Origin of the sequence: Streptomyces sp. NBC_00582, from assembly GCF_036345155.1 — a bacterium.
Lineage (GTDB): Bacteria > Actinomycetota > Actinomycetes > Streptomycetales > Streptomycetaceae > Streptomyces.
Window position 1 is genome coordinate 450,272 of sequence record NZ_CP107772.1, and the last position, 26,011, is coordinate 476,282.

Sequence of the window (26,011 nt, forward strand, 5' to 3'; positions counted from 1 at the left end):
TGAATTCATCAGGTCTGCGATCGCCATCGCCCCGACGGTTAGACTCTGCGCATGCCTACGTCAGCCCCGCCCAGCAACCGGTTCGAGCGGCGTCGCGCGGAGACCCGCAGGGCTCTCGTGCGAGCGGCCCGGCAGATACTCGCCGAGACCGGGGACACGAGCGCCAGCATCCAGGCGATCGCCGAGCGCGCCGACGTCGGCTTCGGCTCCTTCTACAACCACTTCGAGTCCAAAACGGAGCTGTTCGAGGCGGCTGTGGTGGACGCCCTGGAGGAGTTCGGCCAGAGCTTCGACGAGCGCCTGGCCGGAATCGACGACCCGGCGGAGCTTCTCGCGGCCGGCTTCCGACTCAGCGCCCGGATGGCCGACTCCCACCCGGAGCTGATGCAGGTCCTGCGCCGCCGCGGCCTCGGGCACATCCACTCGGACAACGGACTGGCCCGCCGGGCGCTGCGCGATCTCCAGGTCGGCATGGCCTCCGGCCGTTTCACCACCCTCGACCCGACGGTCGCCCTGTCCGCGCTGGGCGGAACCCTGCTGTCCCTGGTGGAGCTGCGTTTCGCCCGCCCCGAGGTGGACGGCGACGAGGCCGCGGTGAGCCTCGCCGAGATGGTCCTGCGCATGCTGGGCCTACCGGCGGACGACGCCCACGAGGTCGCCCGGCGCCCCCTCCCCGACCTCGACTGACGACACCTGGGCGGACGACGAGTCCGGGCGGAAGGTGACCGAGCGGCCGGTGAAGCGGGCGTCGATCCCGTCCTCCGTGGGGGTGACCGACCGCAGGCGGAGCCCTTCGGGAACGTTCTGCAGCGGAATGGGCTCGTCCAGGGCTCGGTGCGGGTGGCGGATGAGGCGGCGGGCTTGGTCGGCGGCCGGGAAGACGTCGAGGAGGAGCACCAGGCAGCCGGGCCCTCGCCGCCACCCTCGCTGACGCCGAGAGCGCAGGCTACGACCCAGCCGGCCTCCTCACCGAAGCAGCTGGGCGACGGGAAGCCTGATCGTGGCGGTATGTGAAGCAGTGCCGCCCACGCCCTCCGCCAAGGACTCCGTCGGCGGTGGCATCGCGGTCGCCGAATCCACGACGACCGCACCGCATTCGCCGACGTACTCGGCAACGGCCGCGGGGCGCGCAGGAGTCGGTCCCGCGTGCTCTCGGGCAGCACCCGGCGCAGGACCGGCACGCTGGCGCTGAAGCTACTATCTGCCGACCTACGCACCCGACCTCAACCCAGCCGAGGGGATCTGGTCCCTCCTGCGACGCGGCTGGCTCTCCAACGTCGCCTTCAGTACCCCTGAAACCTCGTCCAGCGCATCCGGCGCGGCCTACGGCACATGCAGTACCGCAGCGAACTCATAGACGGCTGCCTTGCCGAGACCGGTCTGGCAATCAGACCCACCTGAGCAACCCGGCCACATCACGAGTTCAACCTCAGTAGTGCAGGGTGGCCGCGAGTGCCTCGGCCAGGGTCACGGGCGGACGGCCGATCAGGCGGCGCAAGTCGCCAGAGTCGGTGTACATCTCGCCGCGGTTCATACCGCGGTCAGCGTCAGCGAGGACCTCTGCCAGCTCGGCGGGTAGGCCCGCGGAGGCCAGTACCCGGGCGAAGTCGGCCACCGGGAGGTCAGCGTAGGTAACTTGCTTTCCGGCCGCAGCGGAGATCGCGGCGGCGAGCTCAGTCAGGGTGAAGGATTCGTCGCCGCCGAGCTCGTACACGGCGCCGGTGTGGCCTTCAGCGGTGAGGACGACCGCTGCGGCCTCGGCGTAGTCGGCGCGGGACGCGGCGCTGATCCGCCCCTCGCCTGCGGCGCCGACGACCGCGCCGTTCTGCAGGATCTGCGGCAGTTGGCTGGTGTAGTTCTCCAGGTACCAGCCGTTGCGCAGCAGCACGCTGGGGATTCCGCGGTCCCGCAGATACGCCTCGGTCTCGCTGTGCGTGGCACCGATGACGGTGGTGGCCGTGTCCGCGTGCGTCGTGCTCGTGTACGCCACTAGCGACACACCTGCGGATGCCGCGGCGTCGATCACGCGGCGGTGGTTGGCGACCCGCTCGCCCACGGGGACCGAGGCCGAGATCAGCAGCAGCCTTTCCGCCCCCGCGAATGCCTCGGCCAGGCCGTCGGTGTCCGCGAAGTCGGCGCGGCGTACCGTGATGCCTCGGTCGGCCAAATCCTTGATCCCGGCGATGTCCCGGCCGGTCGCGATGATGTCCGCGGCCGGGATCCCGCGCCGCAGCAGTGCCTCGACGGTGAGCCTGCCCAGCTGGCCGGTGGCTCCGGTGACGACGATCGGCATGATGGTCATTCCTTCCTTCCGCGCGTGCCTCGCACGCCTGCCGCGGTCCGTCCGCCGCGGGATGGAACACAGAATGACCTGGATACTCTCTGTTGGGGAGTAGCCACTTCTTGGTAGGGTACTTACCGCAGCGAAAGCATTGAGGTGAGCCGTATGGCTGCTGTCGAGAATGTGACCGGACCCATGCCGTCATTCGATCCGTACGAGCGCGGCTGCCCGTCGCGGGACCTGCTCGACCAGATCGGCAGCAAGTGGGCGGTCCTCGTGCTGGGCGAACTCGGCCGGAACGGGACCTCCCGGTTCGGTCATCTCCGGCAGGCGCTGGCGGGCGTGAGCGAGAAGATGCTCACCCAGACGCTGCGCACCCTCGAACGCGACGGACTGGTCAGCCGGACCGTCTACCCAGAGGTGCCGCCGCACGTGGAGTATGAGCTGACCGCGCTCGGCCAGACGCTACGGGAACCGCTGAAGGCACTCACGGAGTGGTCCGTGCTGCACATCGAAGAAGTCATCACCGCCCGCGAAGAGTACGACGACCGCACTGAGCGCACCAGGTAATCAGCGGCGGCCAGCGGTCTGGTCATAGACGGCCGCATCGCCGAGACCGGCCCGACAATCAGACCCACCTAAGCCACCCGGCGACATCACGAGTTCAACCTCAGTGAGCCCCTTTTAATCCTCCGCTGGAGGGTGAAACGGGCTGGCCGACGGGTGCGGTGAGGAGGCAGGGCCTTCGTCGTCGGCGTAGTGGTTCCACTCATCACACCGGCGCCTGGAGGAGCCCACTGCAGCCAATTTCGTGCGCGCAGAGAACACTCGGGCGGCGCTACCAGACAAGCATCGCTTGTACGGACCCGTAACTTCTACATGCAAGGGGCCTGCCTGCAACTACGGCCCCGCGCGCTGTATCAAGGGAGTGAGCCATGAGTTCTCAGGTGAAGGTATTCGGGTTCGGCATGCCGTGGGAGTCGTTGTACGGGTACAGCCAGGCCACCCAGGTCGGTGACACGGTTTACGTGTCGGGGCAGCTGTCTCATGACCGTCACGGCAAATTCGTGGGTGCCGGTGACTTCGAACTGCAGGTCCGCACCACACTGGAGAATCTGGACTTGGTGCTGGGGCAGTTCGGAGCCGAGCGCAGCCAGATAGTGGAGACCACGGTTCTGGTGAGGAACCTGCGGGAGAACTTCGACACGACAGCACGCCTTCACGCCGAGTACTTCGGGGAGCACCGGCCCACCAGCACGGTCATGGGAGTGTCCGACTTGGCCCTGCCGGACCAACTTGTGGAGATCGGCGCGCTCGTGCGTCTCGACGTGAAGCCATAGGTGAGAAGGCTGGCCTGATTTCTTCGGCCTCTTTCATCCTGGATAGTTGCAGGTCAACAGCGTGTGGACAGCTTGAACGATGGTGCTGATGCGACGGGTGGAGCATCTGGCTCGCCGGAGCAGCCGCCAGGCTTTCAGCTGGGCGAAGGCGCGTTCGCCGGGGGCTCTCAGCCGGGCATGGTCGCGGTTGAACTGCTGGTAATGCGGGGGCTGTTCGCGGTGGTGGTAGTACGGGGTTCGGAAGGTGGCGCCAGACCCTGGTAGGCGCGGTCCGCGAGGACGAGGGTCTGCCGGGTCAGGCAGGCCTGGACGATGCCATGGGCGCGGGCCGCGGTCAGGTCGTGGGTGAGCCCGGGTGTCGCGCGGGAGAACCACAGCGGTGTGCCGTCGGAACGGGCGATGACCTGCACGTTCATGCCGTGCTTGCGGTGTTTCTGCGAGTAATACGGCTCGTCGGCACGGACACGGTCGGTGGGGATCAGAGTGCCGTCAACGATGACGTGGTCGCCCTCACCGAGGCCGGTGAGGGCTTCGTGGAGGCAGGGCGCCCAGGAGACCAGGACGTCCAAGGTCTCATCCACGTACCGCCAGGCAGTGGCCTGGGATATCCCGAACCTGCTCCGAGCTGGGAGAACGTCTCGTACTTGCGCAGGTGGACGAGGGTGAGCAACGCCTGTTCAAAGCAGCCGAGCTTGCGCCAGCGGGTATTGCGGGTCCGGCGGTGTTCGTGCAGCAGCCAGGCGACATGCTCGACGAGCTCGTGCGGGACGTCGAGCATGGCAGGATACGGAACCAACAGGGCCCCTTCGGTCGCCGATGTGCTGAGTGGAATCACCACGCCGACGACGAGGGGCCCTGCCTCGTCACCACACACGCTGACCAGCCCATTTCACCCTCCAGCACAGGATGAAAGAGGCTCAGTAACCGCGCATAATCGACAACTGCTCCATGCGCTCTCGCAGCCCAACCTCCCAGTCCGGGTGCTGCCGACCCAGCCGCACCCGGGACGAACCGAGTGAACCGGCATAGAGCCCCCCGCTGACCCCTTCAGGCGCCGTGCCACTCGGCACGGAACAGCCGTGGTTTGCCGCCCCGGTCGGTGAGCGCCGGTCGTCAGCCGTGGGCGGGCGGTCACTCCGTCAGCGCACCCATTGCCCGATCGAGCAGGAGGGCGAGGGAGACAGTGCCCTCGCAGGCCACCCACCCTCTCGCGGCCGCGTCCAGGCAGGCGAGGGCGGCTGCGACCAGCGCGGTCGGCCTGGGGTCCTCCGGCCGGCCACACCCACGTCTCCCACGCCATGCGTGAGCTGATCGCCGAGCGCAAGTGGCTGACGGTGTTCCTGCTGCCCGCGTACTCGCCCGACCTCAACCCTGTGGAGTGGGTATGGGCGCACGTCAAGCGCAGCCTGGCCAATCTCGCCGTAGTCGCCCTGGACCGACTCGAAGCCCTCGTACGCAACCGGCTCAAGCGCCTTCAGTACCGGCCAGATACCCTCGACGGCTTCATGGCCGGCACCGGCCTGGCCCTCGACGACCCAGCCTCACCCTGACAAGTCGGCGTCAGTATTGCGGCAGGGCCGGGTCTGGCGGGGCGGCTCGGGCTGGACCTACATCCACCACGAGTGGCTGCGCAAGCAGCGATTCGACGACGCGGACACCCAGTTCGCCTTCGACAACGGATACGGGGAGGTCCTGTCCCTGGAGACCATGCGCGACCGCTTCGACCAGCGCATCACCGACGCAGCCGCCCGCCCGCAGTGGCACGCCGCCGTACACGGGTAGTACGAGGGCCACATTCAAGGCGAGGACGAGCGCCCCGGCTGCGACTTCCGGGGTCAGTTCCGAAGAACGGCGACCGCGGCTGACCTGACCCTGGTACTGACGGGATCCGGGCAGCGCTGCTGTGGGCTTTCGACCGTGGTCCGGGCGTTGGCCGTTGTTCCAGGTAGGTGCCAGCGAAGGCGCCGTCGACGGGTTCCTGTGGTGTGGTTCCGGTCAGGAGGGGGTCGATTCGGGACAGAACTGGAGGATTGTGGGATGCGATCGGGTGAGGGCTGCTTACTTTCGATGGGTCTGCTGGCGCCGGTTCCCAGGTCGGGCCCGTGGCCTCGAAAGTCTGCACGGGACCGGCGACAGCGGTGGCTCCGCCGGGTGTCTTGTGCCTGCATCGTGTGCACCGCCGAGGTAGGGAGAATCTACCGTGCCGTCCTTGCTGCACTACGAGATCCTCACGGATCCGACTTCGCTTCAGGTTTCGCGTCCTGGGGCGCCATCGGTGGGGATGGTGTACGTGGTCGTCTCCAACCCTCACCTGGCCGATGTGACATGGCAGCACATCGATGTGCTGATTCCGATCGGCAGCGGCAGCGGTGCTCTGACGGACAACGCCTCGGAGATCACCGCGAGCATCCCCACCAGGAGCTATCAGCCGCAGCCCACTGAGCAGGCCCCGAACTTCACTCCGCACTCCGGGGGCGGAGGCCATTTCCGTTTCCGAGCCGCGGCCCCCTTGAAGGGGGAGATGACGTTCCCGGGACAGGAGTACTTGATCCTGAAGCTGGAGAACATCCCTGTTTCGGACCAGGCGGGCCTGGCCGTCGTGTCGATCCACGAGACCGCCTACCGCGGCGACCTCGGTGCGCGGAAGCAGTCCCCCCGTTTCTACGGCACCGCGCTCGGGCTGGTGAAGCAGACTCCGCAGGTCCCGCAGAACTTCCGCGCGGACCACTCCATGGTGAGCGCGGGCCAGGACGTCGTCCTGCGCTGGGAGGGACCGGACAGCCTCAGGTACTGGATCCGCTACCCGGACGGGGCCTTTGAACCCGTCAACCCACCGGTGAGGCCCACACCGACATCGTACGGGCCGCACCGTCACACACCCACCCGCTCCCTGACACGTGGCACCACCTACACCCTCATGGCCGGGACTGTCGACGGCAACGGGCAGGTGCAGGAGGGGTACTTCCTCACCACCACCGTCCACGCACTCATCCCCGAATTCGACAGCGGGACGCGCACACCGTGGATCGAAGGGACGACAGCCCCGGGCCGGGTCACCTTCAGCAGGGACGGAGCGAAGGTCGACCACAACGGTATCCCGGGGACGGTCGAGGCCGGGACCGCCGACATCCTCAACGACGTGAGGGCCTCGACGGTCAAGGGACGCAGCGCCAACTCCGGCTGGATCGACTTCCCCGACACCGGTATCACCGTTCACCACGGTCCGAATCTGGACCTCGGCGTCATCGACGCCGCCGGCGTCAACACCACGTGGGTCGGCGACCGCACCGGCGCGAAGGGCTGGATCGGGTTCTCCCAGCCCGGGGCCACCGTCTACAAGGGCGGTACCCAGGACCGGGGCACTCTCAGCGCCGACAAGATCGACGTCAACGGCCTCAACACCACGTGGGTCGGCGACCAGGACGGCGGCAACGGCTGGATCGAGTTCCCGGAGTCGGGCCTGAGCGTATTCCACGGCCGGGGAAGGGACCGGGGGACCGTCTCAGCCCACAAGGCCGATCTGGACGACCTGGTCACCGGCACGGCGCTGGTGAAGAAGCGACTCACCGTCAACGGAGGAATGACGGTCAGCGAGGGAAAGAAGCGGGCATTGTTCACCCACCCCAACGGCTATGTGGGTATCGACACGGGCATGGAAGTCAAAGGCCGGGAGGGTTACGGGTATGTCTTCCGGGTCAACGCAGGTGGCGAGTACGGAGTATTTGTCGACGGTCCCCTTGCTGTCAGCAAGACAATCTACGTGTGGAATAAAGATGGGACGGGCGGCAGGTTCCTTTAGCCAGTGCCGCATCAGGTCACGTTCGCCATCGGATGCCGCGACGTTGAGGTCGCCGAGCAGTTCGACCGCGCTCGGGGCCATCCGGGAGAGGGCGTCCTGGACGCTGTACCGGACGTACAGCGAGTCGGCGAGCATCGACGCGTCCGGGCCGCCGTCGTCGATCCGGTGGGCGACGCCCTCCGCTGCTGACATCGCACCCTCGGCCTCCATCAGCAGCCCTATCTGCTCGGACTCGGGCACCTTCTGGTCGAGCAGCACTCACTCGACCAGTGCGCCGACGGCCCGAGGCAACTGCCTGTCAGCAGTTGGAACCACGCGAAGGCTGCGGTCAGCAGGGCATCGAGCTGCCCGTCGGCGTCAGAGTCCCGCACCAGCAGCTCCAGCGGTACCAGGACGTTTCCGAGGGTGATCTGCCCGTGCTCGGTCCCCGTCCCGTCGGCGCTCCAGCCCTCAGCGACCGCAGGCACCTGCGTCAAGGCCAGTTCCCCGCCCAGCTCGTCGGACCGAGGGACCCATCACACCGGCGACGAGCACGTTCACCTCCCTGGCAGGAGGGCAGGGGCGCGTGCCCCCGCTGACCTGTACCCCGTCGGGCCCCACCGTGGCGCTCGTCAGGGGCGAGGGGGGACCGGTTCGGTGCACTCCTCGGGGAAGCCGGACGCCACGAGGCGATTGCCGCCGGCCAGTTCCGCGAGGAGCATCGGATCCAGGGCACCACGGTCGGCCAGAGTGACCAGGACGGCGATCCCGAAGTGGTGCGTGGCGGGGTCCACGACCGGCGACGGCGCCCTGCTGCCCAGGGCGCCGGCCCCCGGCCCTGCTAAGCGACCGGTACCAGCAGCCCGGGGTCACCGCAGTCACGGAACAGCTGAAGGCCGGGGCCTCCAGCTCCGTCAAGGACACTGCCCGCAGGCCGTCGTCCAGGCCCAGTAGCAGCTTCGCCGTAGTCGTACGTTCCCGCTCCAGAAATCGCATTGCCTGCCCCGCTCCGTCCGGGAGCACCACCCGGGTGGTGCGCAGCAGCTGCCACACCGCCCCAGGACCGGGCCTGCCCTGGAAGGCAATGCACTTGGGCAGCGCCGCGTGCGGCGCCCATTCCGAGATCGGGGGTGGAACGGGTGGGTACCCGTGTTCCTGTTCTCCCGATTCCCACCTATGACTCCCAGGAAGGTATTCCGTGCATCAGGGTGACTGCTCAGCGTCCGTCGTGTAGCAGTCCGGCCCGACAGCCATAGGCGGTGGCTCGGAGCCGGACCGCTTTTCGATCGCACGGGCGAGGAGTGCGCCGCTGGCTGGTTACGCCGACGCCGGGGACGAGACCGTCTTCGTCATTGTGGCCGCCGTCCGGGCAGAGTGGCAGCGCGTGCGTGACCACACCGCCCAGAGCCGGGCAGAGGGCTACGACTCCGACCCCACCTCCCAGCATGTGTTCCGTGCCGGACACCGTCGGCAGAATGCGCCTGCTGCGCTCGCGTGGCATTTCACCAGGCCCGCCAGACACTTTGGGCGCGGGTATGAGTGACGTCGCGCGGGTGCTGCCGGAGGGGATGGCGTTGGGCGCTGTCGACGGGTTCCGGTCAGGAGGGGGTCGATTCGGGACAGAGGTGGAGGATTGTGGGATGCGATCGGGTGAGGGCTGCTTACTGTCGATTGGTCCGTCGGCGCCGGTTCCCGGGGGCCCGTGGCCTCAAAGGTCTGAACGGGACCGGCGACTCCGCTGCGCGTCTTGTGCCTGCATCGTGTGCACCGCCGAGGTAAGGGGAACTTACCGTGCCGTCCTTGCTGCACTACGAGATCCTCACGGATCCGACTTCGCTTCAGGTTTCGCGTCCTGGGGCGCCATCGGTGGGGACGGTGTACGTGGTCGTCTCCAACCCTCACCTGGCCGATGTGACATGGCAGCACATCGATGTGCTGATTCCGATCGGCAGCGGCAGCGATGCTCTGACGGACAACGCCTCGGGGATCACCGCGAGCATCCCCACCAGGAGCTATCAGCCGCTGCCCGGTGAGCAGGCCCCGAACTTCACTCCGCATTCAGCAGGCGGGGGCCGTTTCCGGGCCGCGGCCCCCTCGAAAGGGGAGATGACGATCCCGGGACAGGAGCACTTGATCCTGAAGCTGGAGAACATCCCTGTTTCGGACCAGGCGGGCCTGGCCGTCGTATCGATCCACGAGATCGCAAGCGGCGGCGACCTCGGTGCGCTGCCGTATTCAGTACCAGGGGCCTACTACGGCACCACGCTCGGGCTGGTGAAGCAGACTCCGCAGGTCCCGCAGAACTTCCGCGCGGACTATTCCATGGTGAGCGCAGGCCAGGACGTCGTCCTGCGCTGGGAGGGACCGGACAGCCTCACGTACTGGATCCGCTACCCGGACGGAGCCTTTGAACCCGTCAACCCACCGGTGAGGCCCACACCGACATCGTACGGGCCGCACCGTCACACACCCACCCGCTCCCTGACACGTGGCACCACCTACACCCTCATGGCCGGGACTGTCGACGGCAACGGGCAGGTGCAGGAGGGGTACTTCCTCACCACCACCGTCCACGCACTCATCCCCGAATTCGACAGCGGGACGCGCACACCGTGGATCGAAGGGACGACAGACCGGGGTCGGGTCACCTTCACCCCGCAGGGCGCGCGCGTCGACAACGACACGAACACGCCCGGGACCGTCACGGCGGCCGAGGCGGACGTGGAGACCCTGGTTGCCACCACCGGGGTGCACACTCCGTGGGTGGAAGGGACGGCGAATAAGAGTCGGGTCACCTTTGCCACGAACGGCGTGGAGGTCCGCCGGCCGAACGGCAATTTGGGAACGGTAACGGCCGACGACGTCACCACCCGTGTGGTCCAGGGGCTCACCGACAGCGCCGGCTGGATCAGCTTCCCGGACCGCGGCGTCAACGTCTACCACGGCCACGACGCCACTCTGGGCGTCCTCACGGCCGCCCAGGTCGACGCGGAGGAGGGCGTCAATACCCCGTGGGTGGGCAGGCGCAAGGCTGGCCAGGGCTGGATCGAGTTCCCCCAGGACGGTATCAAGGTCCACAAGGACGGCACCGACACCGGAGGCACCGTCCACGCCGACAAGGCCGATGTCACCGGCGTCAATACAGACAAGGACGGCAACCTCGAATCCAGCGGGCGTCCGTCCCAGGCCCAAGGGGTTGACCCTGACTAGCGTGCCCAGCACCCCCAAAGAGCACCAGCCGTGCGGCCCGCCCCACTGAGGGCATGACGTTCGATTCGCCGATGCCCTCCCCTCCGTTTCCTTCACCGGACAACGCCGTGCTCCGGGTGGTCGTCGGCAACGCCATCGCGTCGGTCCACAACGGCGAAGCGTCGGAAGAGGAGGCGATCCTGCACGCCGCCGTCCACGGGTGGTACGAGGGCCACATTCAAGGCGAGGACGAGTGCCCCGGCTGCGACTTCCGGGAGGATTTTGAAGGACGGCGATGTGGCTGACCTGACCCTGGTGCTGACGGTATCCGGGTCGTGGGCTTTCGACCGTGGTCCGGACGTTGGTCGTGGGCCGACTTCAGACTCACCCGCAGGCGCCGTGCGACCTCCGGCGGCTTGATTTTCTGCTCGAACAGCTCGGCCGCCTGCATCCGCACCGACTCCCGGCGCCGACGTCCCACAATGGTTAGCCCGGCCCCATCCGCATACCTCACACACCACGGGATACAGCCACCGCTCCAGGCCCTTCATGGACTTCTCGAAGATTCACCCTGACGAGCCGAAGTCAGTAGCGCCAGCTTCCCACAGTCCAGTGTGAGAAGGTCGAGCACATGATCGAGTCCTGGGCCTTCGCCGATGACACCGCGCCGCCGTCACCGGCGGCGGCGATCGAGGTGCTGCGGGAACGGATCAACGCCAGCCTCCTCGAGACATGGCTGACCAGTTCGTCCGGCCGGTCACTGGCTTTCATCAGCAACACCAAGCGGGCCATGGTCATGCTGCTGGACGGCGAAGACGACCCCGGCGAACACGCAGTGGACCCGGGCGCGAGCGGCTCCAGCGCGGGCTTCGTCCTGGCGAACGGACAGCACGACGAGTACCCCGACGAGGACACGCTGCCCCTGGCGGAGGCACTCCAGGTCGTTCAACACATCCTGACCACGGGTGCCCCGCCACCTCATGTTGCGTGGTCTGTCGACCGTTGAACCGCGGCACCACCAGGGGAATTACGTGAACACCTGGGTGGGGAACTACGTGATCGTCCACATTCCGCGACCTCGACCGAGGCTCTCGAAGCGCCCGCCCGGTGCGCAGGCAGGCGACCAGCTCACGCTTGAGCGCACCACGGCCCTCGATGAACAGCGACTGGTAGATCGCCTCGTGGCTGATGCGCATGGACTCATTCTCGGGGAAGTCGGCCTTCAACCGGTGCGAGATCTGTTCCGGGCTCCATGCTGTCGCCCACCGCCTGTCTTGCCGGTGCGGCTTGTTCAGCCCCTTCCACGGAGGCGTCTGCGGTCCCGCGACGACCGTCCCGTCAGGCCGGTGAACGTTCCCCGACAACCTCTCCTGAACGTACTGGCGCAACCGGTCGTTGCCCAGAAGCTTCACGCACTTCGGGCGCTTGGCCGCCTGCTGGGCCTTCCAGTGGGCGACCGTCGCGCGGTACTCCTGCTTGCCGCCGCGCGTGGCGGCGTTGCGGCGCAGCTCGCGAGAGATTGTCCCGGGGTCACGCCCGAGGGCGCGAACCAAGGTCAGGGACGGGAAGGTCGCCAACCGGCCCATCTACATGGCGGTGGCGGTCACCGCCGAGGGGCACGGGACATCCTGGGCCTGTGGATCGGCGACGGCGGGGAGGGCGCGAAGTACTGGCTTCAGGTCCTGACCGAGATCAAGAACCGCGGCGCGGCCGCTGTCCTGATGCGCACCACCTCGAACTGATCCCACAGCCGCTCGGGATACGGGCCGTACTCACCGATCGGCACATACGGCTCGATCAACTCTCACTGATCGGCGAGTTGCCTGCGCGTCACAGTCCTCGTTCCTACCGGATCCGCTCTCCCGCCGGACCGGGACCGGCACCATTGATCACGACATCACACAGGCCCTGGCCGTGCTGCACGTCCCGCATCTTCTCGGATGACGGTGGGCCCCCGCCCCGCGTCAGGGCGGGAAGCGGGGGCTCGGGGACGCCGCCGACGGTGGCGCGGTCAGTCTGCCTGCGGCGCGGGCTTCTCCAGGAGAAGCGGGAACAGCGCCGCGGGCAGGTCGGCTCCGCGCCCGGCCTCCACTGCGCGCTGGTAGAGCTTGCGCGCACCTTCCGTCATCGGGCCACGCAGGCCGATGTCGTAGGAGGATGTGCTGGCCAGTTCCATACAGGCGAAGAACGTGTCGATGGTCGCTTCGTCCGTGCTGTAGTCGCCCTTCTCGACGCGGTCCACCGAGTCGCGGAGTTCCCGTTCCAGGATCGCCACGGTCGGCAGCGTGTGGTTGAGCAGCCTCCGGGGCGAGACGCCGTACGCCGACGCGAACGCCAGTGCTTCCTGGAAGGCGCCTTCCGCAGCCATGTAGAAGATGAGCATGCCGAGGTCCAGGGCACAGGCGTCGCCCACGTTGTCGCCCGCGTGGTTGGTGGTGCCGCCGAGCAGCAGCAGGGTCGGCTCCAGCTCGTTCCAGATCTCCACGGGCCCGGAGAAGACGACACCTCCACCCGGCTGGCCGATGTCCTTGGGGTACGCGGCGATGGTCCCGTGCAGATAGCGGCCACCACGCTCCCTGACCCACGCGTCGGTCTCGATCGCGTGGTTGGGTGTTCCCGTCGCGAGGTTGACGATCGTCCGTCCGTCGAGCCGGACGTCGTCGCCCAGGGCTGTGCGCAGCGCCGCGCTGTCGGTGAGGACCGAGATGACCACCGGGCTCGCCTGGGCGGCGGCGACCGCCGACTCCGCCACGCCGGCACCCCGCTCGCGGAGCTTCTCCGCTTTGGTGGCGGTGCGGTTCCACACCGTGACCTCCCGACCGCCTTCCACGATCGCGGACGCGACCGCCGTCCCCATCAGGCCGAGACCGAGAACACTTACGTCGGACAAGGTGTCCACCTTCCTCTTTCGTTCATTTTCGTACAGGCCCTGCGGGTCGGAGTGGCGGCTGCTCGGTGCCTACTGCCGGCCGATGCGCTGGTAGACGTCCGGGCGGGACCGGCGGTAGACCAAGGCCGTGATGACGCCCACTACGAACGTTCCATAGACGAGGGCGAACATCCCGTTTGTCAGGCTCTTGGAGCCACTGATGAGGGTGCTGAAGTTCTGCGTCGCCAGGACCAGCGACACGGCGAGACCGGTGAGAGCGAGGACGGGCGCGACCACTGACTTCCAGACGTTGGTGTCGCTCGGCCTGGTCCGCCGGAGGTAGACGGGGATCGCGACTCCGGTGACCAGCAGCAGGACGATCAGTGCGTAGCCGAAGACGCCGCTCAGGGTCGCGTACAGAAGGGTGGGGTCGGCCGCGAAGATGACGAAGGGCGCCAGGCCGAGGACCGTCGTCACGGTGGTGACCAGGGACGCGCGGTAGGGGGCGCCCTGGCGGGGGTGCACCTTGCTGAGCCCCTTGTGCAGGATTCCGTCCGCGCCGAGGTTGTAGAGATAGCGGGCCGTGACATTGTGACTGGACAGCGCCGCGGCGAAGATGCTGGTGGTGAGCAGCACGGTGGCCAGGTCAACCACGACGCGCCCGCTGTACGCGGCGGCGCTGTCCATGAACGACTGGGTCGGGTTGGCAGCCGTGGCAGCCACCACCTTGTCGGTGCCGTACGCCTGGATCAGCAGCCACGCGCTGCCGGCGTACAGGAGCGTCACCAGGCCGATGAACAGGTACGTCGCCTGGGGCACGGTGCGGTCCGGGTCGCGCACCTCGTCGCGGAAGATGGTGGTCGCCTCGAACCCGCCGAAACAGAGGACGGCGAACAGCAGGGCGATACCCGTCGACCCCGAGAGGGCCGCGTGCGGGGTGAAGGAGGAGAGGCTGAAACCCGAGGCGCCGCCCTTGGACACCACGCAGGCGTCGTAGACCAGGACGATGACGACCTCGCACACCAGCAGCACGGACAGGACCCGCGCTGACACGTCGAGCTTGAAATAGCCCAGCACGCCGACGACCGCCACCAGCGCCAGGCCCCAGAGCCACCAGCTGATCGCCGGTCCGTGGTACCTGTCGTGGATGAGCGACTTGAGCACCAGACCGAAATACGCGTAGCAGGACAGGGTGATGGCGTAGTAGCACAGGAGTGCCAGGAACGAGGAGCCCAGCCCGACGACCCGGCCCAGGCCTGCGGTGATGTAGGCGTAGAACCCACCGGGATTGGGGAGATGCCGGGCCATCGTGGTGAAGCCGGCGGCGAACAGGGCCAGGATCACGCCTGCCGCCACGAAGGCCATCGGTGCGCCGATGCCGTTGCCGTAGCCGACGACGAGCGGGATGAAGCCGACGACGACCGCCATGGGTGCGTTGAAGGCCAGCACGGTGAACAGTAGGTGGAACATGCTGAGGTTGCCGCGCAACTGGGGCTCTGAAGCCACTCCCACGGACGGCGCCTCCGTCTCGGTCACTGGTCTCACGGAACTCATGGGTTGTCTCCTGACGATGGCCCCTGCCCCTGGACAGGGGCTTCGGCGGCGAGGGTTGAGATCTGAGCGGGCTGCCCTTGGAGTTCGTGTCTCGGCGGGGTCCAGGATGAGATCGGTCCGGACTGGGTGAGTTGCGTTCAGCCGAGCGAATTGGTCGAAAGACTAGGTCGCATGTCCCAAGTAGGCAAGACAGGGGGGCGGTAAATTCTTTGTTTCGCCTGACAGGGGCAAGGAAAGGAATTCTCTCCGAAGATTGCGATTAGCTCCGGCACGGCACGACACCCCGGAAGCAACGAGGTCCGGTGCCAACTCGGCCCGTATTGCGGTGAGGTCAACGGCGTTGACGGGCCGCGCTCATCGCGATCTCACCTGGGCTGCGTTCATCCACGTCAACGCGATTTGCCGATCTAGGGCACGCGGGCACGCGGTAGGTGCACCGCCCGCCGAAACGTGCGGGAAACGCAATTCAAGGAATTCCGAGTGCTTCCACACTCGCAGGGAAGGGCCCCCCGTGCCGGGTGACCGGCACGGCACCGCCTGCCCTCGATCACCTGGGTAAGCTGCCGCCGGAGCCAATCAACTTGGTCATGTGATCAGGAACTGGCATCCTGGGTGTCCGCTCCGAACGCGTGGACGAGGTGCCTGGCGGCGTCGTCGACCGCCTCCTTCGCCCGTGCGATGGTTCCGACCTCGGTGAAGAAGGCGTGGAAGACGCCCGGGTAGCGCTTGGCGGCGCTTCGTACGCCGTCCTCTCGTAGCCGGCGGGCGAAGTCCTCCCCGCCGTCGCGCAACGGGTCGCACTCCGCGGTGATGATGAACGCCGGCGGGAGGCCTCGCAGGTCGCGAGCGTTCGCGGGCACGGCGAGCGGGTCGGCGCGGTCGGCCTCGTCGCGCAGGTACTGGTCCCAGAACCACAGGACGTCGTCGCTGGTGATCAATGGACCGTCGGCGTACTCGGTCCAGGACGGGCGCGGCACGCCGTACTCGGTGGGCGGGTAGGCCAGCAACTGGAAGACGATGGGTGGGCCGCCCCGGTCGCGGGCGAGCAGGCACACGGCCACGGAGAGGTTGGCGCCGGCGCTGTCGCCGCCGATCGCGATGCGGGACGAGTCCGCGCCCAGTTCGGCGGCGTGGGAGGACACCCAGGTCAGGGCGCGGAAGCAGTCGTCGAGCGGCTCGGGGAACTTGTGCTCGGGCGCGAGACGGTAGTCCACCGAGACGACGACACAGCCCGCCGCCGTCGACAGCGTGCGGCACAGGGCGTCCACGCCGTTCAGACCGCCCACCGTCCAGCCGCCTCCGTGGAGGTACACCAGGACCGGCAGTCCGGCCTCGGGGCCGGGCCGGTACACCCTGACCGGGATCTCGGCTTCCGCGCCGGGGACGGTCCGGTCGTACACCTCGTGGATGACCGGAGGCGGAAGGTCGGAGGCGCGTGCGCGGACCCACTCTCGTGCACCCGCAACGCCCAGCGTGTGCAGCGGTCGCGGAAGCAGCTCCTTGAGCAGGTCGGCCGACGCCTGCGCGTCGGGATCGAGTTTCACGGTGCCTCCGGGACGGTGCGCGACGTGCAGGGCTCAGGGGTCACCGGACAGTGACAGGACATTCTGCCGTCGACGGCGAGGGTGGTGCCGGTGAAGTACGCCGAGGCCGGGCCGGCGAGGAAGACGACTGCCGGGCCCCGAAGAGGTTTTCGTCGAGTATCCCGATATGCCGGGGAGCGGCGATGTTCAGCGCCGGCGGGCCGAGCAGCGAGTAGCCCGCCTCCTCGAACACCGCGGTGCGGCCCCGCATGTCCAGTCCGTGACCGCCGTACTCGGCCGCGCCATGGGGGGCGAAAAACCCCGCCTCCTTCGCCGCACACTGGAGGTCCACTCGTACGGCCTCCGAGTGCACGACTCCCCTGTGCCGGTCCTCGACGGGGAGCACGGTCTCCCGGATGAAGCGGGCGCCGGGGTCGGCGAGCTCCGCCACGACCGGGCCGGGGAAGAGATCGACAGTCATGAGTACTCCTGTCGGCTAATGAGGGTTAGCCGACTGTAAGGCGGCACAGACCGGATGACAAGGGTCAGGGATTCGATCCGATGACGCTCCTGCTACTTTTGCCTAGCCGGTCTGCACTGGCGTGGGAGTACAAATCTGAGGGGTGAGCGGGGATGACCGTGTCGGGATCGCGGACCGAGGGCATCCGCGCCGCGGCGCTGGACCTGTTCACCAGGCTCGGCTACGGGGCGACCACGATGGCCGACATCGGCGCGGCGGTGGGGATCCGCGGACCGAGCCTGTACAAGCACGTCGCGTCCAAGCAGGATCTGCTCGTGCAGATCATGACGGACACCATGGACAACCTGCTGGCGCTGCACCGGGTGGCCGTCGACAGCAGCAGTGATCCCACCGAGCGGCTGCGGCGCGCCACCGAGGCCCACGTGCGCTACCACGCCCGCCATCGACAGGAGGCGTTCGTCGGCAATCGCGAGATCCGCAGCCTGGCCGAGCCCCACCGTACGAAGATCCTGACCCGCCGCGCGGAGTACGAGGCGGGATTCCGCGACCTGGTGACGGAGGGTGTTGCGGCGGGGTGCTTCAGTGTCGCGTCGGTGCGGCTGGCCTCGTACGCGATCCTGGATCTCGGTATGGGCGTGGCCACCTGGTTCCGGGACGACGGCGAACTGACTGAGGACACCGTGGCCTGGCAGTACGGAGAGTTCGCCCTCAGTATGGTCGGGGCGTCCCCGCGGTCGTGAGCGCGGGGGCAGTGGTCAGGGCCGCCCGGCCCGGTGTCCGTCGGCCAGCCGCTCCATCGCCTCGGTGGCCAGGTCGATGTCGACCATCAGGTGGTCGGGGTCCCGGAACGCCAGCCACTGGTAGACCAGCCCGTCACTCACGGCGGCGATCATGCGGGCCAGTGGCTCCACGAGCTTCGCCTCGTCACCCTCGCGCATCCCCTTGTTGAGGGTCTTGATCATCACGTCGAGATGGATCTGGTAGGCCTTGGAGGCAAGTTCCCCCTCCTGGCGCAGGACCCAGAAGAACAGCTCCGCCTGGGCGTGCGCATGCTTCTGGGCAGACTGGTAGTAGCCCATGAGCTGCCGGAGCAGGCTGGCCGCGGTGCGGCCCAGGCCGGCTCGTTCGCGTACCTGCCAGACGGTGTTCTCCAGCGTGGCGATCTGCTGCTCGTAGATCGCGAAGAAGAGCTCCTCCTTGGAGCTGAAGCAGTAGTGCAGGCTCGCGAGAGGCGCGCCGGCCTGCGCCGCGATCCGGCGGGTGGTGGCACCGTCCACCCCGAATTCCGCGATCACGTCGACGGCCGCCTGGATGAAGACCTCGCGGCGCTGGGTGGCTCGGAGTCGCGCCATGGCAGAACCCTATCTACGTGTACGGAGGTGACTGTCGCCTGTCAGGGTACCGTGACTAAGTCGCATGCCCATGACTCGCGACCGGCCAGAATCAGGGCATTGCTGGGACGCATGGCCCGGCTTCACCAACCGTTCGGACCGACTCGGACCGTTGACCAGGTTTCGGTACTCCCTGCGTTGAGCCCCTGCCCCCACGCGCGACGCGAGGTCACCGTGACCCGAGCCTCATACACTCCGTTGACACCGCCGGCCTTCCTGGAGGGGACCGCCCGCGTGTGACCGAAGGGTGCGATGACCCACGGGCGCCGGGGGGGACATACGCGGCGTCCACCACCGGGGGGACACGGATAGCCCGGGGCGTTGCGGGCCGTCGGCGTGGGTGGCGGCGACCGGGCCGCTTGTCCGATGGGCACGGATCAGGGGCGTCACGCGCTTGGACGGAGCCGCCGATCGCGATCTGCTGGTTGAGACGACCGCCGAGGACGAGACCGCGAAGGTCTGCCCCTTCCAGCGGCTGGACGCGATCGCCCACCCGCCGCGAGCGGTGCTCGCCTCCAGCGCATCGTCCGTTCCGATCATGAAGCCCGCCGTAGACGGTGGTGCGTGGCTGCGCACCTCCGCCGCTCCTGGCCCGATGTCGGGCCGGCCTGCTCGGCGGCAAGACCAGGCGGGGCTTCTGGGCCTGTGCCTGACGTGGATGCCCCCGGTAAACGTTGTGTTACCGGTCGAATGTCGCGTTCGCCCGACTCGCCGCCGACAGGGCCATCACAGCCACCTCCCGCGAAGTCCCCATCAAGTCCGATTCCCTCTAGATCAAGTGACCAACTTTTCTGCTAGTTGGCCGGTTGGAGCGGAGGTGGAGCGTCGCAGTCGAAGACTGTCACCCGGGCCCGGCGCTTCGCCCAGCCCCTCCTGGATCTTCCGGCACCCCCAGGTTACGGGGCTGGGACGCTCTCGAATTTCCGCCACATCGACCGTTGACATCAGTTCATACCAGCCTCACGATGTGGTCATCGGACTTGGTCTTACGACCAAAAACGGCTCGCCCGACCTCCGTGTCCCACGCCGGCCCCCCGTCAGCCGGTGTCCGAGCCTCCCCGCACGTCCCTCCCACCGCCCACCCGGTATGCACAAGGGGTACGAGATGACCACCAGCACGAACGTGAAACTGCGCTCCGTCCCGGCAGCGACTCCGGTCGCCGACATTCTGGCCATCGTGTCCGAGGACGGCGGGGTGATCATCCAGCAGCTGTTGTCCCAGGACCAGGTCCGCCGCTTCAACGCCGAGATCGACCCGGCGATGCACGCCCTGGAGCCAGGCGCCAAGAACCCCGGTGACGAGGGCATCGCCGACTTCCACGGCAAGAACACCAAGCGGCTCACCAACCTCGTCACGCTGAGCAAGACCTTCCGCGAGGAGATCCTCAACCACGAGATCGTCGCCGCCCTGGCGGACGCGGTCTTCCTGGAAGAGTCCGGGGCGTACTGGATGAACACCGCGCAGGTGATCGAGATCGGGCCGGGGAACAAGGCGCAGCCGCTCCACCGTGATCTGGAGAATAACTACCCGTTCATCGGCATGGGGCCGGCCGGCCCCGAGACAATGATCAACTTTCTGGTCGCGCTGACCGACTTCACCGAGGAGAACGGCGCCACGCGCGTCATCCCCGGCAGCAACCACTGGCCGGACTACGAGGACCGCGGCAACCCGGAGATGACGATCCCCGCCGAGATGAAGAGCGGCGACGTGCTGTTCATCAACGGCAAGGTCGTCCACGGCGGCGGCCACAACCGGACGACGGACTTCTACCGGCGCGGTGTGGCCTGGGCCTTCCAGCCCAGCTTCCTCACCCCGGAGGAGGCGTACCCCTTCATCGTCGACCACGAGCTCGTCCGGTCGCTGCCTGAGCGGGTGCAGCGCCTGCTCGGCTTCCGGTCCCAGTACCCCAAGGGCTCCCCGGGCCTGTGGCAGGTCGACTACGCCGAGCTGGCCGAGTACCTGAAGCTCTGACCGGCCCCCCGACGGCAAAAGCCTGCCCCGCTCGGACACTGAGAGGAACAGACACATGGATCTCGCTCGCGCGACGGCGCAACCGGACCGACCGGACTCGGTACCCGGCCAGAGCCGGAGCCGGCACACCGACCCCGCGCCGGGCGGCCACTACGCGGTCGTCGTCATCGGCTCCGGGATGGGCGGGATCTGTGCCGCGATCAAGCTCAAGGGGATAGGGGTCGACTCCCTGGCCGTCCTTGAGCGTGCCGAGGAGGTCGGCGGCACCTGGCGGGCGAACATCTACCCCGGGATCGCCGTCGACACGTCGATCCTCCAGTACTCGCTGTCCTTCGAGCCGAACCCCGGCTGGTCCCGCCTGTACGCCGGCGGCGCCGAGCTTCAGCGGTACCTGATCGGCCTGTCGGAGAAGTACGGCATCCGCCGCCACATCAGGTTCGGCACCGACGTCACGGAGATGCGGTACGCCGAGAACGAGCAGCTGTGGCAGATCTCCACCCGCTCGGGCGCGACGTACACCGCGAACGTCGTCGTCAACGCGACCGGGCACCTCAGCACACCCGCCATCCCCAGCATCCCCGGCCTGGACCAGTTCGAGGGCCAGGTACTGCACTCGGCCGAGTGGGACGCCTCCTTCGACGCCACGGGGCGCCGTATCGCCGCCATCGGCAGCGGTGCGAGCGCCGCACAGCTCGTGCCGTGCATCGCCCGGGACGCGGAGCAGGTGTACGTCTACCAGCGCTCCGCGCCCTGGGTGTTCCCACGCGACGACCGGCCGATCGGCCGGATCGAGGCGGCGGTCTACCGGCACGTGCCGTTCGTGCTCAAGGCGCAGCGCTGGCGCCGCTTCTGGGGCAACGACAAGGTGGCGTACGCCTTCGAGAAGCAGAACGAGACGGTCGGCAAGCAGCAGCGGTACGCCGAGGACTTCATCGAGCGTTCGATCCCGGACCCGGAGCTGCGCCGGGCGGTCACCCCTGACTACAGCGTCGGGTGCAAGCGGCGCATCATGTCCGACGACTGGTACCCGACGCTGCTGCGGGAGAACGTGGAGCTGATCCCCAGCGCGCTGACCGAAGTGCGGCCCCGCTCGGTGGTCGGTCCGGACGGCGTGGAGCGGCCGGTCGACACCATCGTCTTCAATACCGGCTTCGCGGTCGAGGGCTTCATGCCGATGAAGGTCTTCGGCACCGGCGGGACCGAAATCCACGACGCGTGGTCGGACGGCGCCCAGACCCACCTGGGTATCACCGTCTCCGGCTACCCGAACCTCTTCTTGATCTCCGGGCCCAACACCGCGATCGGCGCGGGATCCTACGCCTTCATGATCGAGTGCCAGGTCCGGTACATCACCGGCGCGCTGGAGCTGATGCGCCGGCGTGGGCTGTCCGCGCTGGACGTACGGCTCGACGTGCAGCGCCGCTCGTACTGGAAGACGCAGAGCCGGCTGTCCGGGAGCGTCTACGGCTCCGGCTGCGAGGGCTGGTACCAGGGCGAGGGCGGCCGGATCGACACCCTGTGGCCGGGCATGAACGCCGAGTACTGGTGGCGCACCCGGCGCTTCGACCCGAAGAGCTATCACCTCGTCACAAGGGCGCCGATCTTTTCCCGCACCGCCGCTGACGCGTCCGCGACGACGATTCCGGCCGCCTGAACCCCCCGAGTGAGTTGACCAGTTGACCATGAACAGGAAGTGCCGGCCATGACCCGATCGGCTGTCTCTGTCGTAACCGAGGACGATCCCACTCCGCTGGTGCTGTCGGTCGCACGGACGCTTCGTGCCAGCGCCCGTGTCCCGGAGCTGCTGCCGGTGCTGCGGGGCCTGAGCGGCACCGTCGTCGTGCGGTCGAAGGACGACCCCCAGGCGGTGACGATCCGCTTCGCCGACGGCGAGTCCAGGGTCGACCACGGGGTCGCCGCCGATCACGATCTCATGCTCATCGTGGATCTCGCGGACCGCTTCACCATCGTCGAGGTACGGGGATCCGAACCGACGGCGCCCCTGGCCGACGCCGTGCACAGCGTGCTGGAACCGCCGCTGCCACCGTGGCGGGACGCCGCCACCGGCTTCTGGGAGTTCACCGGCTCGGATCCGGGGATGCCCGGGCAACTCGTGGTCACCTGCGAGGACGAGCAGAGCGAGTACGTACTCGGCGACGGTCTGCCGCGTTACGTGGTCAGCGGCCCTTCCCACACGCTCGCCCGGGTGTTCACGGGGACCGACACCTTCCTCGACGCGGTCTTCTCCGGAGCCGTGTCCATCCGCGGCACCCTTCCCCAGCTGTCCGTGATGGCCGGCGCGTCCCTGAAGGTGAGGTTCCATGCCTGACATGCTTGACACGCCTGAGAACATCGGTAACTGGCTCCGCGAGCGGAACATCACCTCCGTCAGGGTCGAGGGCACCAACCTCGAAGGGGCGTTCATCGGGAAGAACGTCTCGCCGCGCAAGCTGGAGTCCGGCCTGACGTCCGGCTTCGCGTTCGCCGACGTGGCCTTCGGCCTCGACCTGGGCAACGTCCCGCAGTTCGGTTTCGCCATGCCGTCCTGGCGTGGCGACCTGCCCGACATCCTGCTGCACCTGGACCCCTCGACCATCGTCGAATGGGCTCCGGGGCGCGCGGCCGTCCTCGGCGATTTCCGGGACAAGGAGGGGCAGCCGCTCCCGGCCTGTCCGCGCAACACCCTGCGCCGCCTGACGGACCGGCTGGACGGCCTGGGCTACCGGGCCAAGGTGGCGATCGAGATCGAGGCCACGGTCTTCGAGGAGTCCATCCAGGAGGCCCGCCGGAAGAACTACCAGGACCTGACCCCGCTGGGCGGGGCCGCGGGATCGGCGTACCACCTCGCCAAGTCCAAGGACTGGGACGACTACATGTCGGCGGTCGCCCGCCGGCTGGACGAGCTCGGCATCGAATGGGAGGCGTGGAACGACGAGGCCGCAGCGGGTCAGATCGAGCTCAACCTCGCCCCGGCCGACCCCGTGACCGTCGCCGACTCCTGGGCCCGCACCCGGCAGGTCATGCGCGAAGTGGCGTTCGGACTGGGCCACTGCGTCACCTTCATGGCCAAGCCGACGGCCGGCTACGGGCAGGCGTCACACGTCAACGTATCCCTGGAGCAGGACGGACAGAACGTCTTCTACGAGGAGTCCGGCCCCTCGAAGGTCATGACCCACTTCCTCGGTGGCGTCATGGCCACGCTGCCGGGAGCGACATCCTTCGCGCTGCCGCAGATCACCTCCTACCGCCGCCTGGTCGACCTCGACGGCCCCCCGACCACGGTCACCTGGGGTATCGCCAACAAGAGCGCGGCCGTCCGCGCCGTGACCGGTCACCCGAAGTACTCCCGGCTGGAGTACCGGACCCCGGGCGCGGACGCGAACATCTACCTCGTACTCGCGGCGGTGCTGGCCGGCGGTCTGGCCGGCCTGGAGGGCAAGATCGACCCGCCGGCACCGTTCGAGCAGATGGCCTGGTGCCTGCCGCCGGGGACGGCGAGGATCCCGGACAGCATCAGCAAGGCCGCCGCCGCGCTGGAAGCCGACGAGCTGCTGGCGGGCGTGCTGGGTCGGGATCTCGTCGACTACTGGCTGGGCACCAGGCGCTGGGAGTGGCTGCAGTTCCACACCACCGGCGGCGACCCCGACGCCGACCTCACCACGTGGGAGTCCAACCGCTACTTCGAGCTGCCGTGATGACGGCGCTCGTCGACGCGGCGGTACTGAACACCGCGCCCGGCCGGCTGGAGATCGAGAAGCTGAGGCTCGATGGGCCGGGACCGGACGAGGTCCTGGTACGGGTGGTCAGCGCAGGCCTGTGCCACTCGGACCTGCACGAGATCGACGGAACCTTCGCGTCGGAACCGCCGATCGTGCTCGGTCACGAGGCATCGGGTGTGGTGGAGGCGGCCGGGGCCAATGTGGTGGGGCTGCGGGTCGGCGACCACGTCGTCACCTGTCTGTCGGTCTTCTGCGGCCTGTGCCGCTACTGCACCGACGGCCGCCTCACGCTGTGCGAGAACCGGTCCCGGCTCTCCCACCAGCGGCCCGGTCCCCGGCTGGTGAACGCCGCCGGGCGCCCGGTGCGGCCGACGGCGGGGATCGGCGCCTTCGCCCAGGCGATGGTGGTCCATAAGAACGCCCTCGTACGGATCCCTTCCGACATGCCGATGGCCCCGGCAAGCATCCTCGGCTGCGCGGTGACCACGGGTCTGGGCGCGGTCTTCCGCGGCGCCCGCGTGGAGCCGGGCAGCAGCGTGGTGGTGATCGGCACCGGCGGGATCGGCACGGCCGCCATCCAGGGCGCCAGGATCGCGGGCGCGACGCAGATCATCGCCGTGGACCTGATCCCGGAGAAGCTCAAGGCAGCCGAGCGGTTCGGCGCCACGCACGCCCTGCACGCGGGCGAGTCCGACCCGGTCGAGGCCGTACGCGACATCACTGGCGGCGGCGCCGACTTCGCCTTCGAGGCGGTCGGGCGGAGTACGACGGTGGAGCAGGCCTTCGCGATGCTGCGCCCTGGCGGACTCGCCACGGTCGTCGGCATGGTGCCGGAGCACACGCCGATCCGGGTCAGCGGGCCGGAACTGTTCCTTCAGGAGAAGCGCCTGCAGGGCTCCTTCATGGGCTCGAACCAGTTCAAGACGGATATCCCGCGCTACGTCGACCTCTATCTCCAGGGCCGGCTGCTGCTCGACGACATGGTGTCCGAGCACGTCACGCTCGCCGGGATCAACGAGGGCTTCGAGCTGCTGGCCAAAGGGCGGGCGACCCGCGTGGTCGCCGACATCGGGGAGGTCTGATGCGACCCCTCATCGGTATCACCGGCCGCCGGCTGAGCGCGAGCCTGCTCAGCGGCATGGACGCCAGATACGCCGGCCGTCATGTCGACCAGTACTTCTCCGACTACGCCCGCTGTGTCGCCGAAGCGGGCGGCATCCCGGTGCACCTGCCCTTCGAGGCGGGGTCCATCGAGACGATGCGCCGCCTGGACGGCCTGCTCGTCACCGGCGGCCAGGACATCCATCCCAACCGCTGGGGCGGCGACGCGGGGGAGGCAACCGGCGCGGACCCGCGGCTGAACAGCATGGCCCACGACATCGAGCGGGACGCCTACGAGGCCCTGCTGATCCACGGCGCGGTCGCCGCGAGTGTGCCCGTGCTCGGGGTGTGCCGGGGCCACCAACTGCTCAACGTCGCCTTCGGCGGGCGGCTCGTCGCCGACATACCCCCGAGCGTCGTCGAGCACTACTCGCGGCAGGCAGCCCTCACCGACGGGGCCGGCGACCACGTCGTGCGGTTCTCCCCCGGCTCGCTGGCCGCGTCGATCTACGGCTCCCTCGCGCAGGTCAACTCCTGGCACCACCAGGCCGTCGAGGTCTGCGGAAACGGGCTGGTGGTGTCCGGACGCGCCGCCGACGGCGTCGTCGAGTGCACCGAGATGCCCGGCTGTCCGGTACTCGGTGTGCAGTGGCACCCCGAGTGGCAGCAGACGCCGGACCCGGTCTTCGACTGGCTGGTCGACGCCGCCGGGCAGGCGCTCCAGCGGCGCGCCGGGCAGTCGGTCTCCACCGGACAGCCCCGCTGACCGGGACAGCAAACGAAACCCCCGCCGAGCAGAGAATGGTGTTGATC

Annotated in this window: 24 protein-coding genes and 7 pseudogenes; 19 read left to right on the plus strand and 12 right to left on the minus strand. The window is 68.2% G+C overall.

The window, feature by feature from the left end; translation table 11 throughout:
• Positions 1–51 precede the first annotated feature (51 nt).
• Positions 52–687 (plus strand): TetR/AcrR family transcriptional regulator, encoded by a 636-nt coding sequence (locus tag OG852_RS01955; RefSeq protein WP_208117375.1) that lies wholly within the window; start codon positions 52–54, stop codon positions 685–687.
• On the opposite strand, the gene OG852_RS01960 is transcribed toward OG852_RS01955, so the two are convergent.
• Positions 631–897 (minus strand): hypothetical protein, encoded by a 267-nt coding sequence (locus OG852_RS01960; protein WP_330346879.1) that lies wholly within the window; start codon positions 895–897, stop codon positions 631–633. The genes OG852_RS01955 and OG852_RS01960 overlap by 57 nt on opposite strands.
• Before the next feature lie 298 nt (positions 898–1,195).
• On the opposite strand from OG852_RS01960, the pseudogene OG852_RS01965 reads away from it, so the two are divergent.
• Positions 1,196–1,401 (plus strand): annotated as a pseudogene (locus OG852_RS01965) (transposase); the annotation flags it as partial.
• 28 nt (positions 1,402–1,429) lie between these two features.
• On the opposite strand, the gene OG852_RS01970 reads toward OG852_RS01965, so the two are convergent.
• Positions 1,430–2,302: an SDR family oxidoreductase gene (locus tag OG852_RS01970; protein ID WP_133917245.1), complete on the minus strand. Its 873-nt coding sequence runs from the start codon at positions 2,300–2,302 to the stop codon at positions 1,430–1,432.
• Positions 2,303–2,446: 144 nt separating this feature from the next.
• Here OG852_RS01970 and OG852_RS01975 point away from each other — a divergent pair, with 144 nt between their 5' ends.
• The gene (locus tag OG852_RS01975) at positions 2,447–2,851 is read left to right on the plus strand and encodes a winged helix-turn-helix transcriptional regulator (RefSeq protein ID WP_067253666.1); all 405 of its coding nucleotides are present in this window, start codon (positions 2,447–2,449) and stop codon (positions 2,849–2,851) included.
• 365 nt (positions 2,852–3,216) lie between these two features.
• Complete coding sequence (locus tag OG852_RS01980; RefSeq protein ID WP_133917246.1) at positions 3,217–3,621, plus strand: RidA family protein; 405 nt, start codon at positions 3,217–3,219, stop codon at positions 3,619–3,621.
• A gap of 33 nt (positions 3,622–3,654) precedes the next feature.
• Here the strand turns inward: OG852_RS01980 and OG852_RS01985 are convergent.
• Positions 3,655–4,459: pseudogene (locus OG852_RS01985) on the minus strand (IS5 family transposase).
• Between the two features lie 439 nt (positions 4,460–4,898).
• Here OG852_RS01985 and OG852_RS01995 point away from each other — a divergent pair.
• From OG852_RS01995 to OG852_RS02005, 3 genes and pseudogenes are all read left to right on the plus strand, one after another.
• Positions 4,899–5,171, plus strand: a pseudogene (locus OG852_RS01995) (transposase); the annotation flags it as partial.
• Between the two features lie 16 nt (positions 5,172–5,187).
• Positions 5,188–5,403, plus strand: coding sequence for a hypothetical protein (locus tag OG852_RS02000; protein WP_166663766.1), 216 nt, complete (start codon positions 5,188–5,190; stop codon positions 5,401–5,403).
• Between the two features lie 493 nt (positions 5,404–5,896).
• Positions 5,897–7,420 carry a hypothetical protein gene (locus OG852_RS02005; protein ID WP_330346880.1) on the plus strand — a complete coding sequence of 508 codons (1,524 nt, stop codon included), beginning with the start codon at positions 5,897–5,899 and terminating at the stop codon, positions 7,418–7,420.
• A 218-nt stretch (positions 7,421–7,638) separates the two neighbouring features.
• Here the strand turns inward: OG852_RS02005 and OG852_RS02010 are convergent, their stop codons facing one another.
• A complete protein-coding gene (locus OG852_RS02010; protein WP_330346881.1) occupies positions 7,639–7,896 on the minus strand; it encodes a hypothetical protein in 258 nt (85 codons plus the stop codon).
• A gap of 135 nt (positions 7,897–8,031) precedes the next feature.
• Positions 8,032–8,193, minus strand: coding sequence for a hypothetical protein (locus OG852_RS02015; protein WP_330346882.1), 162 nt, complete (start codon positions 8,191–8,193; stop codon positions 8,032–8,034).
• A 1,006-nt stretch (positions 8,194–9,199) separates the two neighbouring features.
• Between OG852_RS02015 and OG852_RS02020 the strand changes: the two genes are divergently transcribed.
• Positions 9,200–10,609, plus strand: a complete 1,410-nt coding sequence (locus tag OG852_RS02020; RefSeq protein ID WP_330346883.1) for a hypothetical protein — start codon at positions 9,200–9,202, stop codon at positions 10,607–10,609.
• Between the two features lie 53 nt (positions 10,610–10,662).
• Entirely contained in the window at positions 10,663–10,893 is a 231-nt protein-coding gene (locus OG852_RS02025) for a hypothetical protein (RefSeq protein WP_133917250.1), read from the plus strand.
• A 62-nt stretch (positions 10,894–10,955) separates the two neighbouring features.
• Here the strand turns inward: OG852_RS02025 and OG852_RS02030 are convergent.
• A pseudogene (locus OG852_RS02030) lies at positions 10,956–11,102 on the minus strand (helix-turn-helix domain-containing protein); the annotation flags it as partial.
• A gap of 117 nt (positions 11,103–11,219) precedes the next feature.
• On the opposite strand from OG852_RS02030, the gene OG852_RS02035 reads away from it, so the two are divergent.
• Positions 11,220–11,594, plus strand: a complete 375-nt coding sequence (locus OG852_RS02035; RefSeq protein WP_133917251.1) for an Imm1 family immunity protein — start codon at positions 11,220–11,222, stop codon at positions 11,592–11,594.
• Between the two features lie 61 nt (positions 11,595–11,655).
• Here the strand turns inward: OG852_RS02035 and OG852_RS02040 are convergent.
• Positions 11,656–12,141, minus strand: a pseudogene (locus tag OG852_RS02040) (transposase); the annotation flags it as partial.
• Here OG852_RS02040 and OG852_RS02045 point away from each other — a divergent pair.
• Positions 12,140–12,294 (plus strand): annotated as a pseudogene (locus OG852_RS02045) (transposase); the annotation flags it as partial. The pseudogenes OG852_RS02040 and OG852_RS02045 overlap by 2 nt on opposite strands.
• 305 nt (positions 12,295–12,599) lie before the next feature.
• Here OG852_RS02045 and OG852_RS02050 read toward each other — a convergent pair.
• The 4 genes from OG852_RS02050 to OG852_RS02065 all read right to left on the minus strand — a co-directional run bounded on the left by OG852_RS02050 (position 12,600) and on the right by OG852_RS02065 (position 17,015).
• A complete protein-coding gene (locus tag OG852_RS02050) occupies positions 12,600–13,478 on the minus strand; it encodes an NAD(P)-dependent oxidoreductase (RefSeq protein WP_133917252.1) in 879 nt (292 codons plus the stop codon).
• A 69-nt stretch (positions 13,479–13,547) separates the two neighbouring features.
• Positions 13,548–15,011 carry an APC family permease gene (locus OG852_RS02055; RefSeq protein ID WP_330346884.1) on the minus strand — a complete coding sequence of 488 codons (1,464 nt, stop codon included), beginning with the start codon at positions 15,009–15,011 and terminating at the stop codon, positions 13,548–13,550.
• A 593-nt stretch (positions 15,012–15,604) separates the two neighbouring features.
• Positions 15,605–16,555: an alpha/beta hydrolase gene (locus OG852_RS02060; protein ID WP_133917253.1), complete on the minus strand. Its 951-nt coding sequence runs from the start codon at positions 16,553–16,555 to the stop codon at positions 15,605–15,607.
• Between the two features lie 40 nt (positions 16,556–16,595).
• Positions 16,596–17,015 (minus strand): acyl-CoA dehydrogenase family protein, encoded by a 420-nt coding sequence (locus OG852_RS02065; protein WP_330346885.1) that lies wholly within the window; start codon positions 17,013–17,015, stop codon positions 16,596–16,598.
• A 152-nt stretch (positions 17,016–17,167) separates the two neighbouring features.
• Here OG852_RS02065 and OG852_RS02070 point away from each other — a divergent pair, with 152 nt between their 5' ends.
• Positions 17,168–17,755: a TetR/AcrR family transcriptional regulator gene (locus OG852_RS02070; protein ID WP_133917255.1), complete on the plus strand. Its 588-nt coding sequence runs from the start codon at positions 17,168–17,170 to the stop codon at positions 17,753–17,755.
• 15 nt (positions 17,756–17,770) lie between these two features.
• Here OG852_RS02070 and OG852_RS02075 read toward each other — a convergent pair whose 3' ends face one another.
• Positions 17,771–18,367: a TetR/AcrR family transcriptional regulator gene (locus tag OG852_RS02075; RefSeq protein WP_133917256.1), complete on the minus strand. Its 597-nt coding sequence runs from the start codon at positions 18,365–18,367 to the stop codon at positions 17,771–17,773.
• A 379-nt stretch (positions 18,368–18,746) separates the two neighbouring features.
• On the opposite strand from OG852_RS02075, the pseudogene OG852_RS50840 reads away from it, so the two are divergent.
• The 7 genes and pseudogenes from OG852_RS50840 to OG852_RS02105 form a co-directional block, all read left to right on the plus strand.
• Positions 18,747–18,935: pseudogene (locus tag OG852_RS50840) on the plus strand (3-hydroxyacyl-CoA dehydrogenase NAD-binding domain-containing protein); the annotation flags it as partial.
• A 576-nt stretch (positions 18,936–19,511) separates the two neighbouring features.
• Positions 19,512–20,378 (plus strand): phytanoyl-CoA dioxygenase family protein, encoded by an 867-nt coding sequence (locus OG852_RS02080; RefSeq protein WP_133917257.1) that lies wholly within the window; start codon positions 19,512–19,514, stop codon positions 20,376–20,378.
• A 55-nt stretch (positions 20,379–20,433) separates the two neighbouring features.
• Entirely contained in the window at positions 20,434–22,032 is a 1,599-nt protein-coding gene (locus OG852_RS02085) for a flavin-containing monooxygenase (protein ID WP_330346886.1), read from the plus strand.
• Positions 22,033–22,080: 48 nt separating this feature from the next.
• On the plus strand, positions 22,081–22,707 hold the full coding sequence (locus OG852_RS02090) for a hypothetical protein (RefSeq protein ID WP_330346887.1): 627 nt from the start codon (positions 22,081–22,083) through the stop codon (positions 22,705–22,707).
• Positions 22,700–24,073, plus strand: coding sequence for a glutamine synthetase family protein (locus OG852_RS02095; RefSeq protein WP_330346888.1), 1,374 nt, complete (start codon positions 22,700–22,702; stop codon positions 24,071–24,073). Before OG852_RS02090 ends, OG852_RS02095 begins: the two co-directional genes overlap by 8 nt.
• Positions 24,073–25,179 (plus strand): Zn-dependent alcohol dehydrogenase, encoded by a 1,107-nt coding sequence (locus tag OG852_RS02100; protein ID WP_330346889.1) that lies wholly within the window; start codon positions 24,073–24,075, stop codon positions 25,177–25,179. Before OG852_RS02095 ends, OG852_RS02100 begins: the two co-directional genes overlap by 1 nt.
• Positions 25,179–25,964: a gamma-glutamyl-gamma-aminobutyrate hydrolase family protein gene (locus tag OG852_RS02105; protein WP_330346890.1), complete on the plus strand. Its 786-nt coding sequence runs from the start codon at positions 25,179–25,181 to the stop codon at positions 25,962–25,964. The genes OG852_RS02100 and OG852_RS02105 overlap by 1 nt, the downstream gene beginning before the upstream one ends.
• Positions 25,965–26,011 lie beyond the last annotated feature (47 nt).